At 53.7% G+C, this 16,610-nt stretch carries 17 protein-coding genes; 5 read left to right on the plus strand and 12 right to left on the minus strand.

Annotation, left to right across the window (positions count from 1 at the left end; genetic code table 11):
* Positions 1 to 95 precede the first annotated feature (95 nt).
* From yobA to FN082_RS24020, 3 genes are read left to right on the plus strand one after another with little or no spacing between them, the layout of a single operon-like run.
* A complete protein-coding gene (gene yobA, locus FN082_RS24010; protein WP_139536311.1) occupies positions 96 to 470 on the plus strand; it encodes a CopC domain-containing protein YobA in 375 nt (124 codons plus the stop codon).
* Positions 471 to 474: 4 nt separating this feature from the next.
* Positions 475 to 1,344, plus strand: a complete 870-nt coding sequence (copD, locus tag FN082_RS24015) for a copper homeostasis membrane protein CopD (protein ID WP_142982516.1) — start codon at positions 475 to 477, stop codon at positions 1,342 to 1,344.
* A 15-nt stretch (positions 1,345 to 1,359) separates the two neighbouring features.
* Positions 1,360 to 1,698, plus strand: coding sequence for a YebY family protein (locus tag FN082_RS24020; protein WP_185930295.1), 339 nt, complete (start codon positions 1,360 to 1,362; stop codon positions 1,696 to 1,698).
* A 384-nt stretch (positions 1,699 to 2,082) separates the two neighbouring features.
* On the opposite strand, the gene FN082_RS24025 is transcribed toward FN082_RS24020, so the two are convergent.
* From FN082_RS24025 to FN082_RS24055, 7 genes are all read right to left on the minus strand, one after another.
* Complete coding sequence (locus FN082_RS24025; protein ID WP_142982517.1) at positions 2,083 to 3,036, minus strand: Csu type fimbrial protein; 954 nt, start codon at positions 3,034 to 3,036, stop codon at positions 2,083 to 2,085.
* 17 nt (positions 3,037 to 3,053) lie between these two features.
* Positions 3,054 to 5,381 (minus strand): fimbria/pilus outer membrane usher protein, encoded by a 2,328-nt coding sequence (locus FN082_RS24030; protein ID WP_142982518.1) that lies wholly within the window; start codon positions 5,379 to 5,381, stop codon positions 3,054 to 3,056.
* Positions 5,382 to 5,383: 2 nt separating this feature from the next.
* Complete coding sequence (locus tag FN082_RS24035; RefSeq protein WP_142463040.1) at positions 5,384 to 6,148, minus strand: fimbrial biogenesis chaperone; 765 nt, start codon at positions 6,146 to 6,148, stop codon at positions 5,384 to 5,386.
* 18 nt (positions 6,149 to 6,166) lie between these two features.
* On the minus strand, positions 6,167 to 6,685 hold the full coding sequence (locus FN082_RS24040) for a Csu type fimbrial protein (RefSeq protein ID WP_139536305.1): 519 nt from the start codon (positions 6,683 to 6,685) through the stop codon (positions 6,167 to 6,169).
* A 22-nt stretch (positions 6,686 to 6,707) separates the two neighbouring features.
* On the minus strand, positions 6,708 to 7,256 hold the full coding sequence (locus FN082_RS24045) for a Csu type fimbrial protein (RefSeq protein ID WP_142466224.1): 549 nt from the start codon (positions 7,254 to 7,256) through the stop codon (positions 6,708 to 6,710).
* Positions 7,257 to 7,824: 568 nt separating this feature from the next.
* On the minus strand, positions 7,825 to 7,968 hold the full coding sequence (locus FN082_RS24050) for an Ecr family regulatory small membrane protein (RefSeq protein WP_142463039.1): 144 nt from the start codon (positions 7,966 to 7,968) through the stop codon (positions 7,825 to 7,827).
* Positions 7,969 to 8,087: 119 nt separating this feature from the next.
* A complete protein-coding gene (locus FN082_RS24055; protein WP_139536303.1) occupies positions 8,088 to 9,032 on the minus strand; it encodes a VirK/YbjX family protein in 945 nt (314 codons plus the stop codon).
* 165 nt (positions 9,033 to 9,197) lie between these two features.
* On the opposite strand from FN082_RS24055, the gene pphA reads away from it, so the two are divergent.
* Positions 9,198 to 9,851, plus strand: coding sequence for a protein-serine/threonine phosphatase (pphA, locus tag FN082_RS24060; RefSeq protein ID WP_139536302.1), 654 nt, complete (start codon positions 9,198 to 9,200; stop codon positions 9,849 to 9,851).
* On the opposite strand, the gene FN082_RS24065 is transcribed toward pphA, so the two are convergent.
* The 5 genes from FN082_RS24065 to yebS all read right to left on the minus strand — a co-directional run bounded on the left by FN082_RS24065 (position 9,848) and on the right by yebS (position 15,887).
* A complete protein-coding gene (locus tag FN082_RS24065; RefSeq protein WP_110274283.1) occupies positions 9,848 to 10,039 on the minus strand; it encodes a YdfD/YebW family protein in 192 nt (63 codons plus the stop codon). The two genes, pphA and FN082_RS24065, sit on opposite strands and share 4 nt — an antisense overlap.
* A gap of 97 nt (positions 10,040 to 10,136) precedes the next feature.
* Positions 10,137 to 10,376 carry a YebV family protein gene (locus FN082_RS24070; RefSeq protein ID WP_139536301.1) on the minus strand — a complete coding sequence of 80 codons (240 nt, stop codon included), beginning with the start codon at positions 10,374 to 10,376 and terminating at the stop codon, positions 10,137 to 10,139.
* A gap of 115 nt (positions 10,377 to 10,491) precedes the next feature.
* Positions 10,492 to 11,925: a 16S rRNA (cytosine(1407)-C(5))-methyltransferase RsmF gene (gene rsmF / locus FN082_RS24075; protein WP_142463037.1), complete on the minus strand. Its 1,434-nt coding sequence runs from the start codon at positions 11,923 to 11,925 to the stop codon at positions 10,492 to 10,494.
* Positions 11,926 to 12,001: 76 nt separating this feature from the next.
* Positions 12,002 to 14,635: a PqiB family protein gene (locus FN082_RS24080; protein ID WP_139536299.1), complete on the minus strand. Its 2,634-nt coding sequence runs from the start codon at positions 14,633 to 14,635 to the stop codon at positions 12,002 to 12,004.
* Entirely contained in the window at positions 14,604 to 15,887 is a 1,284-nt protein-coding gene (yebS, locus tag FN082_RS24085; protein ID WP_139536298.1) for a membrane integrity lipid transport subunit YebS, read from the minus strand. The genes FN082_RS24080 and yebS overlap by 32 nt, the downstream gene beginning before the upstream one ends.
* Before the next feature lie 132 nt (positions 15,888 to 16,019).
* Here yebS and FN082_RS24090 point away from each other — a divergent pair, with 132 nt between their 5' ends.
* Entirely contained in the window at positions 16,020 to 16,517 is a 498-nt protein-coding gene (locus FN082_RS24090; protein WP_139536297.1) for a GAF domain-containing protein, read from the plus strand.
* Positions 16,518 to 16,610: the final 93 nt, after the last annotated feature.

Consider the following 16,610-nt stretch of genomic DNA (forward strand, 5'->3'; position numbering starts at 1 on the left):
GCGGCAAAAAGGCAAGTCTCAGACGCTTAGCTCGACTGCGTCATTATACAGGGTTATTCTCTGTGCTACATACATAACAAAAAGGAATGACGACTATGCCAATCATCGCCGGACGCGCGCTGCGTCTGTCCCTGTTTCTTGCTGGCTGCCTGACCACCGCTGGCGCCTTTGCCCACGCGCACCTGCAACAACAGCTTCCCGCCTCTGGTGCGGAAGTGGACGTTTCACCGCAGGCGCTGACGCTGGACTTCTCTGAAGGAATTGAAACGCAGTTTAGCGGTGTGACCCTGACCGGGCCGCAGCAGAAAACGATCGCCCTTGGCAAACTGAGCCGCAGCGACAGTAATAAGGCCCAGCTAACGGTGCCCGTCGAGCAGGCGTTAACCCCAGGCGAGTACACCGTTGCCTGGCACGTGGTTTCCGTTGATGGCCACAAGACGAAAGGGCAATACACCTTTACCGTGAAGTAATCCCATGCTTAGCGGATTGTATATCAGCTTACGCTTTATCCATTTCATCTCGCTGATGATTGCCTTCGGCTGCGTGCTCTACGGCGCATGGTGGGCACCGGTGACGTTGCGTCGCCTGCTCATGCAGCGTTTTTATCCGCTAATGCGTCATCTGCTGCTGGTCAGCGCGCTATCTGTGCTACTGATGTTGATGGCACAGGGCGGATTGATGGGCGACGGCTGGCCAGACGTCTGGCAGCCGGCTATCTGGCAAGCGGTGGCCGGGACGCAGTTCGGCGGCGCGTGGGTGTGGCAAATTTTGCTGTCCTTCGTGACCCTGGTGGTTGTGTGGCTGAAACCCCGACGGCCGGGGCGTCTCCTGCTGGTCCTCCTGTGTGCCCAAATACTGCTGCTGGCGGGCGTTGGTCATGCCGCGATGAACGAAGGCTGGCTGGGCGCCCTGCAGCGGACAAACCATGCGGTGCATCTGTTTTGCGTGGCCGGCTGGTTCGGCGGCCTGCTGCCGTTTATCTACTGCCTACGACTGGCGCATGGGCGCTGGCGGGAAGCGGCTATTTACACCATGATGCGTTTTTCGCGCTACGGGCATCTGGCTGTTGCCGGAACCATCGCCAGCGGTGTGGTGAACGCGTTGATTATCCAGGGCGGGCTTATCACCAGTTCACCCTGGGGGCGGATGCTGTTGTTCAAATGTGCGCTGGTGGCGGCAATGGTGGCAATTGCGTTAGTGAACCGGTATGTTCTGGTGCCACGCATGTCGGCAAGCGGAACGCGGGCGGAACTGCAAATTGTGCGCACAACGCAGATTGAAATTGTGCTGGGCGCGCTGGCGTTATTTGCCGTCAGCCTGTTTGCCACCTGGGAACCTTACTGAAAAATTGGTTAAATCATGAAAAAAATCGTTCTGACAATGTTGTTACTGGCAAGCTCTGGCGCTGCGCTGGCTGCTCCGCAGATCATTACCGTGAGTCGCTTTGAGGTGGGTAAGGAGAACTGGGCGTTTAACCGTGAAGAGGTGATGTTGACCTGTCGTCCGGGCAATGCGCTGTTCGCCATTAACCCCAGTACTCTGGTGCAGTACCCGCTGAATGACGTCGCCGAGCAGCAGATGAAGGACGGTAAGACCAATGCCCAGCCGATTTCTGTGATCCAAATCGACGATCCGCAGCGGCCGGGGCAAAAAATGAGCCTGGCGCCGTTTATTGAGCGCGCGCAGAAACTCTGCTGATCTCTTCCCGCATCCCGCTGTATTTGCATGAAAAAAACCGCCGTCATCCCTTATCGGGAGCGGCGGTTTTTTGTTGGCATTTGCAATTTTGACAGGAAATATTCGTCCACTTTTGTCGCGGACTGGAAAACCTGACACGGTAAACTATTCTTATAAGGCAAGGCGACTTAGCCTGCATTAATGCCAACTTTTAGCGCACGGCTCTCTCCCAAGAGCCATTTCCCTGGACCGAATACAGGAATCGTGTTCGGTCTCTTTTTATATATTATTCAGAACGCCGCAGATTCCATTCAAAATCCCATGCTGCTTTATTCGCGACTTTTTTCTTATACCACAACAATAATTTCCCAAACATTTCTTTTACAAAAAAATCGCCCGCCGGCTTCAGTAGTTGACGGTCACCAGAATGGTGTCGGTATAGGCTCCTGCAGGCTGGTTACTCTGCGCTGGGTTAATCTTTACCGTGTAGTTTGCAGATTGCGCGGTACCGGAACCGGTGACGCTGAGGTTATTACTCTCCGTCCAGGCGCTGCCGTTGGCCTGGTAAAACTGGTACTGCAGCCATGCCGTCTGTTGCGGCAGGCTCATCCGCCGCCAGTCGCCGACGCTGGTGTTGGTGATGCTGGTGAGGTTTACGGTGTAGGCCGCGTTTTTAGTGCAACGGATGGAAAGCTGACCGCTGTAGTCGCTAAAACTGGCCGGCAGGGCGGCAGAGGTAAATATGACTTCCGGCGCGCTGTCGATATAGCAAAAATTGGTCACCTGCAACGACACATTCACTGTGGATACCAGGGTTCCGTTATTCGGAACACATATCTTAATGCCCAGTACATCGAGCCCGACGTAGCAGAATCTATACACCCATGTGATTTTTAATATATCGGTATAGGTACCAGCAGGAACGTTTGCACCCGGGGAGGTTCTGAAGTAGAGCGGCATGGTGCCATCGCTTGAGTTAAATAAACCCAGTAGATCCAGCAGCGTTGTTTTGGACCAGCTAATCACGCCGCCATTCTGATAGGCCAGTGAGCATGATGAGTCAACGCAGATACTATAAGGGACGGCGTCACCCGTGACATTGAGCAGTCGCGGAATGCCGTTGCTCTGATTCGTTGAAGACAAGGTTGCAGTTAACGTGTTGGTTGAGTTAAGTGCTACCAGCTCCGGAGAGCAGTAAAAACCTGCACCTGCCAGGACGCCCTGCGGCGCGCTGTTGAGCGTAAATGAATCGACCGGGCCGATACTGGGCGTGCTGGGTATGATGTTGCAGGCAGCCCGGGCGCTGTTCGATTGAGACAGCAAAAGAAGCGCGGCACATATAAAGAAAATGCTTTTCAACGTTATCTCCGTTGTTATTAGTGACAGCTAACCGGGCCAATCCGTTGCGGAACCGGCGTTGATTCCGGGAGTTCGAATTGCACACTGCATCTCAGTCCCCCGGCGTTTATCGTGACTTTATTTTTTCGCGTGAGATGTGAAAACCAGGCCACGCCGTCGTAGCCCACCAGACTGTGCTGTTGGCTGAAGATTTCCTTGACCGGCGTACCGACTGGTAGCGGTTGCCCCTGAGCATCAACAAAAGTGATGGTTGCCGAGCGAACGCGGTTAACAGGGAAATCAACCAGCGCGCCGCTGCCTTCGCGCACGGCGATGCGCTTCTCCACCGTTACGGCTTCGGTGTCCGTTGGCAATGGAAGCGTATCAAGGGTGACTTTTCCCGGGTACCAGGCCGTAGCCCAGGGGATCAGTAGGTGACCATTTTTATCCGTCACGCCGACTTTGCGGTTTTCATAATTAACCGCAATATTCGGGTAATTGCTGGTGGAGACAACGATAAAAGCGTCATTAATTTGTCGGGCGAAGAACAGACTGTTATCCATCAGCACCACCGAACCAGTGGCTTCAAACCAGCTGTGATGATCGTCACGTGAGCCGTAGTAGCCCCCGCTCAGCGTTGACACGCGGTTGATCCAGGTGAGATCCGCCTGGCTGTAGTTAGCACCACCAACCGAATGGGCGAGGTTCCAGCCCAATCCGCCTTCTGCAGGGGCAGAGCGACTCACACTGATATTTTCTCCCCATTGACCGGAGCTGGATCGCTGGCCGCTTAACTGCACCGAACTTTGCGAATCGAAGGGGATGATGACCTGCAGCATGCTGGCGTAGCTATTTTCTTGCAGATCGCGATTTACGCTCAGGCTGAAGCTGCTGCTTTTCCACAGGCTGCGGCTCCAGGAGAGGTTCATCAGGCGAGTGTGAGAATTGTCTTGGGCTTTGATATCGAAATAACCAATGCTGAAAGAGCCCAGCACTCGTCCCCAGGGGTTCAGGCTCAGCGTGGCCTGGTCCGACTGGCGGCTTAGCGCGGTGACGGAACCGTAAGTGCTGAGGTTGTCATAATTGGCGCTGCGCTGAATATGTTGATAGTTCACGCCCCAGCTGTTGCCGTAGTAAGAGTATCCTGCAGTGAACTGGTTGCCATTTCCTTCGCTGCGGCTGGCGCTGGTCGATAGGCTGAGGGTCCCCAGATTACCCACGCCGATATCGCCGCCGATCCCGGCATTAGTCAATCCTTTGCGGTCTTCGGTGTGCGCCGAGAGGGTTAGCCAGTTGTTTAACCCGTAGCGATAAATACCGCTTACCGCACCGCTGCCATAATCAGCATTCTTGACGCCGTAGTTGTTGCGCAGGGCGCCGGCGGTGAAATCAAAATCGCTTAGACCTTCCCGTAGCAGGGTGTTTGAAACATAAAAAGGAATGCTGGTGGAAACCTGGCGACCAAGAGCGTCGGTCGTTACGACCGTCGCTTCGCCTGCGCCGCTGATCCAGGGAACGTTGGTCAGCGTGTAGGGGCCGCTATTGATTTGCGAGGAGCTGGTTTTATAACCGTTAATAAACAGATCAACGCTTGAAGGGACCGCCGCGCTGCCGGATAAGTTCAATAACGGGTAGGTCACCAGATCCGGGCGAATGCTGAAGTTGCGGCTCACGCGTATTCCGCCCATGCGTACGGAACTGCTCCAGGTGAGCGCGTTGCTCGCAACATCACCTGCCTGATAGCTTATCATCCGCTCGCTATCGCTGTACTTCCACAGGGTGTCATAGCGCATATAGCCCTGCTGCTCATAGCCTGTTGAAGACCAGTTTTGTCGGATTACCGCATTATTGGAGAGGATACCTGCCGGGCCGAAAAGTCGCGTTTCGGTGTAGGTGCTGGTGGTCCGCGTACCAGAGGATGAAAAGAGGCTGTAGGCGTCATAGTTAAAGAGAATTCCCGGACTGCTAATCGCGGCCTGGTAGTTTTGTCCTGCTGTCCCCCCGATGTGCTGCTCGGGGAGCCAATTGTCCGGAACCCGAAGATTGAGCATTTGCCCCGGCTGGTCATATTCCACTTTCACCGAGGGTAGCGCTGTCACATCAACCAGCGCATCGTTGGTCTGTAGAGGAATATGCGATTGCCGTAAAACGCTGGCTGCGACCCAATAGTGACCTGCGATAACCTTTACCGGAACGGCGCTCGCGAGGACATTGCCGTTTACCGCCAGGCCGAGATACAGCTCATACTCTTGCTTTTCGCTGTACGATGCTGCTGGTGCAGGCAGTGAATTATAGGTAGCGGCGCAGGCCGATACCGAAGCCATTGTCAGCAGTCCTCCGAAGGCAGTCCTTCTCAGGTCTCTCATGCTTAACGATTCGCCGGAATTTCCACCGCCTGACCGTTATCGGTTAATTTAGCAAACAGATGCATCCCTGACGGAACCGCAGATTTGCCTGCGGTCGGAAAACAGTTTTTTTTCTGCGCCAGTACGTAACCAAGAAGGCCGTTAGCCTGAGAAATTTGACTCTTACCGCTGGCGTTTGCCCAGTAAACCGAACTAAGTCGGGCGTGTTGATTGCCGGTATTGTCGATGCAAAGCGCCTGACGGCTATTCTGCTGGGAAAGTGACCAGCGCAGCGTTGTCCTGACCGCTTCGACTGAGCCATCGTTCTTTAGCGGCGTTATGCCTTGTCCATAGGTAAACAGCGGCAGGACATAGCGCATGCGCATTCTCAGCCCTGCGGAGTTTTTATCTGTTTGTACTGCCGGTTGCGCAGGAGGGATCTCATCAATAACGATGCGGTAGGATTTTTCTTTTCCATTCGCGACGGGAACAACGCGCATCAGTCGTACCAACTGGCGTTGTCCCGGCGCAACCGTGGTAAAGGGTGGGCTGGCGACGACATCGTTTTGATCGGCATAGATATCGGATGACGTTTTTTGATCCCAGGAAAAAACGCGCAGCTGTAAATTAACCGGCGTGTTGCCGCGATTCTCCAGCCACAGCTCAGAACCTTTTTCGTGGCTTTCGATTGTTTGAAATATCGGCCAGACCAGAACGGAACTGGCGGCCAGAACGGAAACTGGGGTGGATAAAGCGAATAAAAACAGCGCAAATCTACAGCGAGTCATAGTTAACCTGTGCATTATCTAATAGGTCAGCGTGACGGTGACCGTGTCGGTATAAGAGCCCACCGCCGGGAAGCCATTCGTTGCAAAAAGGCGGCCATAAACCGTGTAGGTTTGCGTGGTGCTCGGAAATGATGCGATGCTTAAGGCCTGCGCGCTGTTACCCCATACGGTAGCACGGTTGCTATCCTGATAAAGCTGATACGCAAGGGTATTACCGCCGCCGTTCGACATATAACGCTGGGCTGCGGAGCCACCGTTAACGCCATAGTCGAGAGCGATTGAAATAGCGGTGCCTGGCGTGCAGGTTACGATAATCGACCCCGCGCCTGGCGTACTGGCGACATCAACATTGCTGTAGAGCGATGACATGGTGCCGAAACTCAAGGTGCCGAAATCCGTCGTTTGGGAGCCGTCTCCTGCGCCAAGCGCACAGCCTGCGGTTATCTGTGCGGAGACTTTAAACGTCTTCTGGGCAGTGGCTGCATGGGCGCCCGAGGCAAAAAGCAGAAATAATGTAAGCCACATTGGTCGAAGCATGACGCCCATTTCCCTTATGTCGTTACCAGGTTAACGTCGCGGTGACGATGTCGCTGTAGTCGCCAGCGGTAGGGGTATCCTGATCTTCAGGGCGGATACGCGCAAAAATAGGGATTTCTTGCGGGCTGCCGGTTCCGGTGATAGCGATACTACCATCTGGCAGGATTTCGTTATTACGACCCACATCGGAGTACAGGTGATAGGCAATTAGCGCAGGACCCGTTGTATTTTTCATATAACGAAGATCTCCGGACCCTTGCTGGCCGCCATCCAGCGTCAGCGTTGATTGCAGATCCGCAGTACAGGCGATGGAGACTGCGGTGGTTCCACCGCTGCCGACCATTCCGGCATCAATGGAGTTAGCTAAGTCGCCGTAGGCGCCAAAATTGATGTTCCCCCACTTATTAAGTTCTCCCTCTCTGGAACCATTCGACACCCTGCATCCGCTACCAAGCGTAAGCTGAACGCCAATCTGACCGCTTAGCGTGCTCGCGGCAAAAGATGGCTGAATGATAACTACTGCGCTCAATAAGCCGCCTAAGACACTGCGCGATATCGTTTTGACGTTCATGGAGAACCTCTTGAAGGAAAGCCGCGAAAGAAAAACAACGATGGAGCTTTATGCTTTTATCACCGAACATGCGCTCCGGTTTAGTTGATTAACGTATAACTACTCCTTTGAAATAAGTGTAATTTTGTATTATTAACTGGTTTTATTTGTTTTAATGGTTACTTATGTTGTTTTATTGCCATTTAATTGATTTTTAATTCTTGTTGTTAATTTTATGTTGGTTTTTTGTTTTTTCTTTGTTCTGTAACGAATGAGGGAAATAGGGTAAATTTTTTTAAAACCCCGATCGGGTGCAAATTTTAAAATAAAAAAACTGGACAGGATCTCAGGAATGGACGTGGGAGGCGTTGTCGCAACAGCAGCGAGGAAGAAAACACCTGCACAAAATCAGGCCCATAGTGCAGGTGAAGTTTACGGGCCACATCGGAAGTGGCTAAGTATATACATTTGTATGATAAATGAAATGATGAGAAAAAGGCTCTTTGATTTTATTTGTTATAGATTATTTCTGTTTATTGATTGAGGGGCGAGAGGAAGGCTTGTTAGGCTAAAAATAATGGCGAAGCATTTATTCAGGCGCTACAAGCGAGGGGTACAGCCAGGTTTCGATAGCGCTCACTAAAACCCATATTTCGTCGCTAAAAATAAACCAAATCGCAGCAACTAAAATAATCAACAGGATAGCTGACAGGAGTATTTCTGTTTTACTCATAACTTCAATAGCCGTCCATGAGGAGTGCAACGAAGCCGTGATAGTAACGAAAATACTGTAGACGTTGCAAACGCCGCTATGCTAAACGGCGTTAATTTTGTCGGTAAATAGCGTGAAAATTAACTCATGAGCGTCGTCACCTGGGAGGCCATATCATCCAGCAGCAGGAAGCGGCGGCGGTATTCGGCGCGTTTTTTACTGGCAACGCTCTCCAGGCTTTTCCGTTCCAGCCGTAGCGGTAAACGCCAGCGCCAGGCTCCGTCAGCAACACCTTCAATTGATTGCCAGAACTCATCATAGCTGGCATGAAAGTGGCGTCCTTTGCTCAGACGATAGCGCAGCGCGCGGAATACGTGGCCGTTATCGCTCACCCCGTAAATGCCCTGAATATCGCAATGCGCGGCAAGTAGCCAGATGAACTCCAGCAGTAAACGCTTCGGAAACAGCCCATAGCAGGCGCGAGTTGCGCGTTTGATCGTCTCGTGCGAGATATTGCTACGCGGCCCCTGAAGACCACCGATGGTTAACTGCCATTGTTCCTGCTGGCGAGTGACGCTAAAGGTGGCGCTCGCCAGCGTGGTGTCATCGCTATCGCGTAGCCACAGGGTGGTCTCTCCCTCACGTTCGGCTTTACCCGCTGAGGAAGCGAATAGCGTAAACCGACGGTCATCTTTGCCGGTCAGCTCCAGTAGCGGCATCTCTTTAGCCGAGGTCATTGCGGTTGCAAAACGAGAGCTGCCCAGCGAGTCGACAAACTGGTAGTGGCTAATAATGGCCTGCGCCCGCTGGCTGGCGTTTAACCCGCGAGTTAAATACTGGCGATGAACCTTGCCCGGCAGCGTCACCTGAGCGGACAGCAACTGATTAAAGTCTGCGCGCGCCGACAGGCTCTCCAGCATGCTGCGCGTTGGTGCATAGAATAATGCCGTGCGCAGCAAAAACTTAAGCCGGTAATTACGTTTTTGCCAGATAGGCGCGGGGGTGAGTCGGCCCAAAACCAGGTCGGTAATAAGATTTTGGCGTTGCTCAACTATCCCGTCTGAATGCAGGCTGTTATCCGTCACGATGAATACCTCGTTATTATCTCGCCTCTATTCTATGGATATATCGTAGGGAGCTTAATGCCCTGGCGGACTATATTTGGCTTTTGTTTATCATTGATTGAGGTGTTAATTTTTCGGGCGTTGAGATGTGCGAATTTTCCTATAATTATGCCAGGAGGACGAAATATGTATCAGCGTATTAATGGTGCCGCCTGGCGTAATATCTGGTTAGTTGGCGATCTGCACGGCTGCTTCGCACAGCTTATGACAGCGCTTCGCGAGCGTAGATTTGACCCTTATCAGGACCTGCTTCTCTCGGTGGGCGATCTTATCGATCGCGGGCCGCAAAGCGCGGAGTGTCTGGATTTACTGCGCTATCGCTGGTTTTACGCGGTGCGGGGCAACCACGAACAGATGGCGCTGGAGGCGCTTGCTGGCGGCGACATGATGCTGTGGGGGATGAACGGCGGAAGCTGGTATACGCAACGCTCTGTGGATCAACAGCAGCATCTCGCAAGGCTTATTGCCCGCTGCCGTCACCTGCCGCTGATTATTGAACTTCTTAGCGGGGAAGACGTGCATGTGATTGCTCATGCTGATTACCCCTCAGCGGTTTACGGCTGGCAGCAAGCGGTGGATGAGCATCAGGTGTTATGGAACCGCCAGCGCCTCACCGATCACTTTGCTGGTCATCATGGTGCTATCGACGGCGCCGACCATTTCTGGTTTGGCCATACGCCGCTCAAACGGCGTTATGACAGTGATAACCAGCACTATATTGATACAGGCGCGGTGTTTGGCGGGGAGCTAACGCTGGTAGCGCTACAGTTAACTCATTAAAAGTCGCTATATTCGCGGGCAGGAAGCCAGAAGCTATCTATAAAATCTTCTACCGGAAAGCAGCCGCCGTGGCGTATCCGCTGGTCGTCCATTGCCCGGGTACATTGCCGCTCATTATCGTAAATATCCACGACGATATCTTCGCAGCCCCCGTCCAGGTAACAAATAAACAGCACTAAGGCAAACATCCTGTCCTCATATCCTGAAAAACATACGATTAAGTGTAGGAGATGTCAGAAAAGCGGGGAAATAAATAACCCGTCTCAGGCGACGGGTTCATTTGAGTCAGGCAAGGCGCATGACCCAGGCATCGGACTGGCTGTCGTAGTGCTTACGGTAGAGGACGGAATGTTCACCATCAAGTATGGCGGGTACGCTGGTGTCTGCGTCCCACGCATCAAGCTGCATACATAAATCCGGATCGGATTTGCAGGGAATGCTTAACGTTCGCTCTCCCTGCTGTTCGCCGTGCAGTTCGGCGTCGTCTATCTCAAACGCGCCGATACGTACGCTGGTTTTGCTCATAAATTCACCCCGTTTGTCTGCTGAATTGTGGTACGACCAGTTAAGGCCGACATTTTTCAGCGTAGACAACCGGGCGTAAAGCGCCAGTGAAAAAATGCTGTTTTTTGGTGCGCCATCACGCTTTGCTACTAAACAGCTTTCCATCGCGGACCAGCTCGCGGGGATAGCTGTTTTTTAAACGCGATCCCACTTTTTTCGCCAACCCCAACGGTGCGCCCTGAAATGTGACGATAGCATCGTCCTGCTGCGGGAGCGCTTCAGGATAGACGTCACGACCGCGGTACCACTCCTCTGCTTCGGTCTCAGTTAATTCAAAAGGTGCGGTTGGTGCGGCAAGGGCAATCACCGCTTCGTGCTGCCAGCGGTAGCCTTTGTTGTGGGTTTCGGCGAGACGGATCCCGATGCGGGAAAAGCGCACTTTGCCGAACAACGCTTCGAGCGCCTGAGGGAATAGCCAGATTTCTTTGTCACGCTGCCAGAGCGTATGGTCGGAGCCCCAGCGCAGACCTACGGCAGCAGCGGCGGCAGTGACGGCGGCAGATTCGCGGTTTTTAAGCGGTGTGAAGGGGAATTTCCCGACTTTATAACCGGGTGCTGGCAGCGGATCTATCGATACCGTTTTACGTAAGCAGGCGACGAAGAAGCCTTCACAATCGAAAATTTGCGGGAACACGTGCAGGAATCCCTCTGCAGTTAGCGCTTCGCCGGCCTGCGGGAACAGCGAGCCGAGAGGCAATACTTCTGCCGCCTGCGGATAGCGCGCTAACAGTCCATTGACCACATCTTCATTTTCTTGCCGGTTCAGGGTACAGGTGGAGTAGACCAGCGTACCGCCGGGGCGCAGCGCGTGGAAGGCGCTTTCGATAAGCTCGCGCTGGGTCATCGCGATTTCATCGTTGCTTTCCGACGACCAGTTTTTTAACGCATCGGGGTCTTTACGCACCACGCCTTCGCCGGAGCAGGGGGCGTCGAGCAGGATGGCGTCAAAACACTCCGGCAGTGCAGCACCGAAGACCCGGCCATCGAAATGAGTCAGCGCCACGTTGCTGATCCCGCAACGGCTGATATTAGCGTGCAAGACCTTAACCCGGCTGGCGGAGTACTCATTGGCCAGGATCCCACCTGCATTGCCCATCCGCGCGGCGATCTGCGTTGTCTTGGAGCCCGGTGCGGCGGCAACATCCATGACTCGCTGCGGCGTTCCACCATCGGCAAACAGTGCGGCGACAGGCAGCATCGAGCTTGCTTCCTGAATGTAAAACAGCCCGCTGAGATGTTCCGCCGCGCTGCCCAGCGGCAGGTCGTCTTCATCTTGGCGCTCGATCCAAAAACCTTCCGCACACCATGGAATCGGCGTCAACTGCCAACCGTAAGGAGCGACCAGCCGCAAAAAGTCTGCGACGGTGATTTTCAGCGTATTAACGCGAATACTTCGACGCAACGGGCGTTGGCAGGCGGCGATAAAGTCATCGAAAGAGAGATGCGTCGGCATGGCCGCACGCATTTGAGCGAGGAATTCTTCAGGAAGATAGACAGCGTTTTGAGCCACGGGGAGCGCACCACAACAAAAAAGGGTACGCAGTTTACCACAAAGGCTCCGGCGTCGGACACCGGAGCCTTCAGCGTTAACGCGGCAGGGCGGTGCCCCATTCGCGCCACTCTTTCGGTTCGCTTTCCAGCAGCAGGAAGTGTTTACCGTCCTGCGCTTTTGGCGCCAGCGGCGTACCCGGCGGCGTAGCGAAAGCGATGCCGCCGCGAATAAACTGATTAAAGGTACCGGTTTTCACCACGCCGCCAATCAGACCGAAGTCAAGGCTATAGCCGGAAGCCAGCCAGAACACCGAGTTGTTGCGCACCAGATACTGATAACGCTTACTGATACGCAACTGTACCATCACGCGGTCTGACATTGAGCCGAGCATCAGCCCGGTTACGGTGCCGACTTCAAGGCCGCGGAACAGCACCGGCGTACCGATACCCAGTGAACCCGCTTCGGGCACTTCGACGATAATGCTCAGGCCGTCGATATAACGTGAATCGCTAATGGTGGTTTCCTGAATTTCGAAATCACGTCGCGGTGAACCGCGGCCCGGTTCCACGTTGATATAGGCCTGGAAGAGGGTATCCAGATGCTCGACGCCCGCCGCGGAAATCTGCGGGGTGATCACCGAGAAACGCGTCCCGGCGCGGGCAAAGGTATTGACGTATTCCGGGTAGAGAACCGCTTTCGCCTGCACTTCATTTTTAGCTGTAATTAAATTCAGCGACTGGATCTGGCCAATATCAATCCCCAGATAGCGAATCGGCATCCCTTCGGCAATTTTACCGGCGTCGAAGGCGTGCAGGGTTATCTGGCCACCCACCGCGCGGGCGGCGGTTTCTGAGGCATACAGCACGCGTTTGTTGTCGATACGTGCGCTGGCGCTGGCACCGCTCAGGTTATCAAAGCTAATGGCGCCTTTCAGCGCGCGGGAGAGCGGGGAAGCCTGAACCGTCAGACCGCTGCCGTTAAGTTGCACTTTTGCACCGCCTTCGGCCCAGAACACGCTGTTGCTGGTCAGCAGATGGCGATACTCCGGTTTGATATGGATATTGATCTCAAAGGCATCTTTACGTGGCTGAACGGTGATGATTTCGCCCACGGCAAATTTACGATACAGCACCACGGAGCCTGCCTGCACGTCCGGCAACGTTTCTGCTGAGAGGCTAAGCGTGGTGGTCGGCAGATCGCTCATGCTGTTTTCCAGCGCTTTTTCCTGATTCGCATATAGCGGATAACGGCTTTGCATCGCCCCTTTGTCGCCCGGAATAATGCGGATCCCGCCGTTGACCCATTCGCTGGCGCTGGCACCGAGGAACTGCACGCCGTCAATGCCAACTTTGACATCAATACGGCTGTTGACCACAAATTTACTGTCGCCGCGAACCAGCGAACGGTACTCCGGCATCACCGCGACCTGGAAGGTGACGCCATCGGTATTCAGCTTGCGTTCCAGCACTTGTCCTATCTGGACGCCGTGCAGAATCAACGGCTGCCCGGCATCGATACCGTAGCTTTCCGGCGCGGTGAGCGTGACGGTTGCGACATCTGGCTCTTCGAGCAGAGATTTATCGGCAGGCAGAACCACAAACTGGCTGCGGGGTTCACCTTCGCCCGGTACCAGCTCAAAGGTTGTACCGGTCAGCAGGGCGCTGACGCTGGGGTTATCCAGAGAGATTTTCGGCTTCTTCATCTGAATTAACGTCTTCTCGCGCAGCAGGCTGACGACGCTCGGGTCGACGGTCATTTCACCCGTCACTTTCCCATCGGGATTGAGATTAAGTTTACTGAGCTGACCGACCTCCAGACCCTGATACATCAGCGGCGTCGAACCTGCTTTCAGGCCCGCGCCATCGGGAAGGTCTAGTTTAACCAACACGCCGCGCTGGCTGTGGGCCAGATCTTCATACAGGTGATAATCGGTGTTCTGCTGAGCTTCCGGAGAATTATCAGGAGAATCGAAGGCGATGGCGCCATTAACCAGTGCGGAAAGACTATCCAGTTGGACTTTTGCCCCGCTTAAGCTGACATCCGCCTTCACGCCGGAAACGTTCCAGAATCGACTCTCTTTTTTCACCAGATTGGTGAACCGGCGTTCAATCAGAACATCAATAGTGACGCCCTGGTTGTTTGGATTAATGGCGAAGTCATAAACCCGACCCACCGGAATTTTACGGAAATAGACCAGCGAACCGCTGGTTAACGAGCCTAAATCCGCCGATTTAAGGTGGATCATCAGCTCGCCGTTATTGATATGGTATTTCGGCTGGGTATCGAGGGCGACAAAGTGATCTTCCGGATCGCCCTGGCCGGGCATCATGCCGATATAGTTACCGCCAACCAGCGCATCAAGGCCTGAAACGCCGGCAAGAGAAGCCTTCGGCGTCACCAGCCAGAACTGCGTATCCTTGCGCAGCGCATCTTTCATATCGCCTTTGACGCTAGCCGAAACTTCTATCTTACTCAGATCTTTACTTAGCGAGATAGTCTCTACCGTACCGACCTCTACCCCCTGGTAGCGAATAGGCGTGCGCCCAGGAACGATACCATTGGCCGACTGGAAGTCGATGGTAATCGTGGTTCCGCGATCCTGGTAGCTGGTCCAGATGAGCCAGCTGGCAATCATGAGCGCAATGACCGGCAGCAGCCAGAAAGGCGAGATGCGGCGTTTGGTTTTGATTTTGGCTTCAGTCGGCGAAGCGGGCGTTTCCTGACTCATGTGCGTCCCAAAGTAAGCGGCTGTCCAGCCATTCAACAGCAAGGATAGTTAATATTACCGCGGCACCAAAATAGACCGCGGCGGGCCCCATCGTAAACGCGAGGAGCTGATCGCGGTTAATTAGCGACATGGTTAATGCAATGACAAAAAGATCCAACATTGACCAGCGGCCGATCCAGGTTATCAGCCGCAGCAGCAGGATACGGGTTCGTAGCCCCTGTTCACACTTGAATTGTATGCTGACCAGCAGCGTAAACAATACAATAACTTTAGTGAATGGAACCAGAATGCTGGCGATAAAAACCACTCCGGCGATTGCGACGTTGCTATTTGCCAGCGACATGATGCCGGAAAGGATTGTGTCATCCTGGCGCGCGCCGTTAACGTAGATAATCGATATCGGCAGCAGATTTGCCGGGATTAAAAAAACAATCGAGGCAATTAGCGCCGCCCAGCTCTTTTGCAGACTCTGAGGCCTTCTGTGGTAAAGAGGCGTGTGGCAGCGGCGGCAACGACCGCGAGAGTCACGATGTCCGGTATAATGGCAGCCCAGGCAAACCTGTAAATTGTTGTCCGGCCGTAGCGCCGGGCGCTCAGGATAAAAACGCTCCCACAGCTCTTCGACGTTCAGATGGATGAGCGTCAGGATGCTGAGCAGCGTGAGCGCGACAAATGCGATAAGCCCAATACCGGGCTGCAAGAACGCATAATCCTGCACCTTGATAGAGGCAACGCCGATGCCGACAAGGTAAATATCCAGCATCACCCACTCTTTGAGTCGCTCCAGCATCAGCAGTACCGGCCTCAGGTTCATTCCCAGCACGTTTCCTAGCCACAGATAGGCGATGGAGACAACCAGAAGAACCGGTGCGACGATCGCGCAAAATAGCACCATCGCTGCTGTCAGCGGATCGCCCTGGCCGGTCATTTGCCAGATGCCCTGAAGTACGTTAGCGTCAATACGCACGCCCAGCAGATGCAAACGCAGAAGCGGCTCGGTCCAGGCAAAAGGCATCAACAGCAACATGGTAATAGCCATACTCCCCAGCCGGGTAAGAGACCAGTCGCGACCATCGCGTACTTTGGCGTTGCAGCGAGGGCACCAGGCGCTTTGATTCCTCTTAAGGACCGGCAAGCGAAATAACATGTCGCACTGGGCGCAGCGTTGATAGTGTGCGTGAGGAACGGGCGCGCTAATCGCATGCACGACGATCTTTTTCGCTGGCGTTATCCGGGGGGTTTTTAGTGGCATCTATAACATACGTAAATGAGAGTATCTCTCTATCTTAACTCAGGAATGAATTCATCTTGAGCATGAATGCATTTAAAGCTTATTTTAGTAGGCTGTAAGTGTAAGGTAGTAAGACAACCAAGTGATTAAACAATGAACAAACAAGAATTCTACGCGGATTTGAACCGCGATTTTCAGGCATTAATGGCAGGTGAAACCAGCTTTCTGGCGATGATTTCAAATACCAGCGCGCTGTTGTTCGAGCGGCTGACAGAAGTGAACTGGGCCGGTTTTTATCTGCTGGAAGGCGATACGCTGGTTCTTGGCCCGTTTCAGGGCAAGCTGGCCTGCGTGCGTATTCCGGTGGGACGTGGCGTATGCGGCACCGCCGTTGCGCAGAATCGCGTGCAGCGGGTAGAAGATGTTCACGCCTTTGACGGACATATTGCCTGTGATGCCGCCAGTAATTCGGAAATTGTCTTTCCGTTGCGGGTGGATAATCAGGTTATCGGCGTTCTTGACATCGATAGTACGGCCCGGTCTCGCTTCACTGTTGAAGATGAGCAGGGGCTGACTGAGCTGGTCGCGCATCTGGAAAAATTCATTTCTGCGACTGATTATCAAAAAATATTCACCCACGTCGCAGGATAATCAACGGATAACGTAGCATTTAGCGATGACGTCATTATAATGACGCCTGTTCATGCCTGCGGCTTGTTGGCTACGTCCGTTGTAATCAGGAAA

The sequence above is a fragment of the Klebsiella spallanzanii genome, from assembly GCF_902158555.1.
Taxonomy (GTDB): domain Bacteria; phylum Pseudomonadota; class Gammaproteobacteria; order Enterobacterales; family Enterobacteriaceae; genus Klebsiella; species Klebsiella spallanzanii.

What these genes read in the sequence shown, in the direction of transcription:
- FN082_RS24020 (WP_185930295.1), top strand. Translation starts at nt 1,360, where the DNA reads ATGAAAAAAATCGTTCTGACAATGTTGTTACTGGCAAGCTCTGGCGCT.
- yebS (WP_139536298.1), bottom strand. Translation starts at nt 15,887, where the DNA reads ATGCCACTAAAAACCCCCCGGATAACGCCAGCGAAAAAGATCGTCGTG.
- FN082_RS24035 (WP_142463040.1), bottom strand. Translation starts at nt 6,148, where the DNA reads ATGACTCGCTGTAGATTTGCGCTGTTTTTATTCGCTTTATCCACCCCA.
- FN082_RS24065 (WP_110274283.1), bottom strand. Translation starts at nt 10,039, where the DNA reads ATGTTTGCCTTAGTGCTGTTTATTTGTTACCTGGACGGGGGCTGCGAA.
- FN082_RS24030 (WP_142982518.1), bottom strand. Translation starts at nt 5,381, where the DNA reads ATGAGAGACCTGAGAAGGACTGCCTTCGGAGGACTGCTGACAATGGCT.
- FN082_RS24045 (WP_142466224.1), bottom strand. Translation starts at nt 7,256, where the DNA reads ATGAACGTCAAAACGATATCGCGCAGTGTCTTAGGCGGCTTATTGAGC.
- FN082_RS24040 (WP_139536305.1), bottom strand. Translation starts at nt 6,685, where the DNA reads ATGCTTCGACCAATGTGGCTTACATTATTTCTGCTTTTTGCCTCGGGC.
- FN082_RS24050 (WP_142463039.1), bottom strand. Translation starts at nt 7,968, where the DNA reads ATGAGTAAAACAGAAATACTCCTGTCAGCTATCCTGTTGATTATTTTA.
- FN082_RS24090 (WP_139536297.1), top strand. Translation starts at nt 16,020, where the DNA reads ATGAACAAACAAGAATTCTACGCGGATTTGAACCGCGATTTTCAGGCA.
- yobA (WP_139536311.1), top strand. Translation starts at nt 96, where the DNA reads ATGCCAATCATCGCCGGACGCGCGCTGCGTCTGTCCCTGTTTCTTGCT.
- pphA (WP_139536302.1), top strand. Translation starts at nt 9,198, where the DNA reads ATGTATCAGCGTATTAATGGTGCCGCCTGGCGTAATATCTGGTTAGTT.
- FN082_RS24080 (WP_139536299.1), bottom strand. Translation starts at nt 14,635, where the DNA reads ATGAGTCAGGAAACGCCCGCTTCGCCGACTGAAGCCAAAATCAAAACC.
- FN082_RS24070 (WP_139536301.1), bottom strand. Translation starts at nt 10,376, where the DNA reads ATGAGCAAAACCAGCGTACGTATCGGCGCGTTTGAGATAGACGACGCC.
- copD (WP_142982516.1), top strand. Translation starts at nt 475, where the DNA reads ATGCTTAGCGGATTGTATATCAGCTTACGCTTTATCCATTTCATCTCG.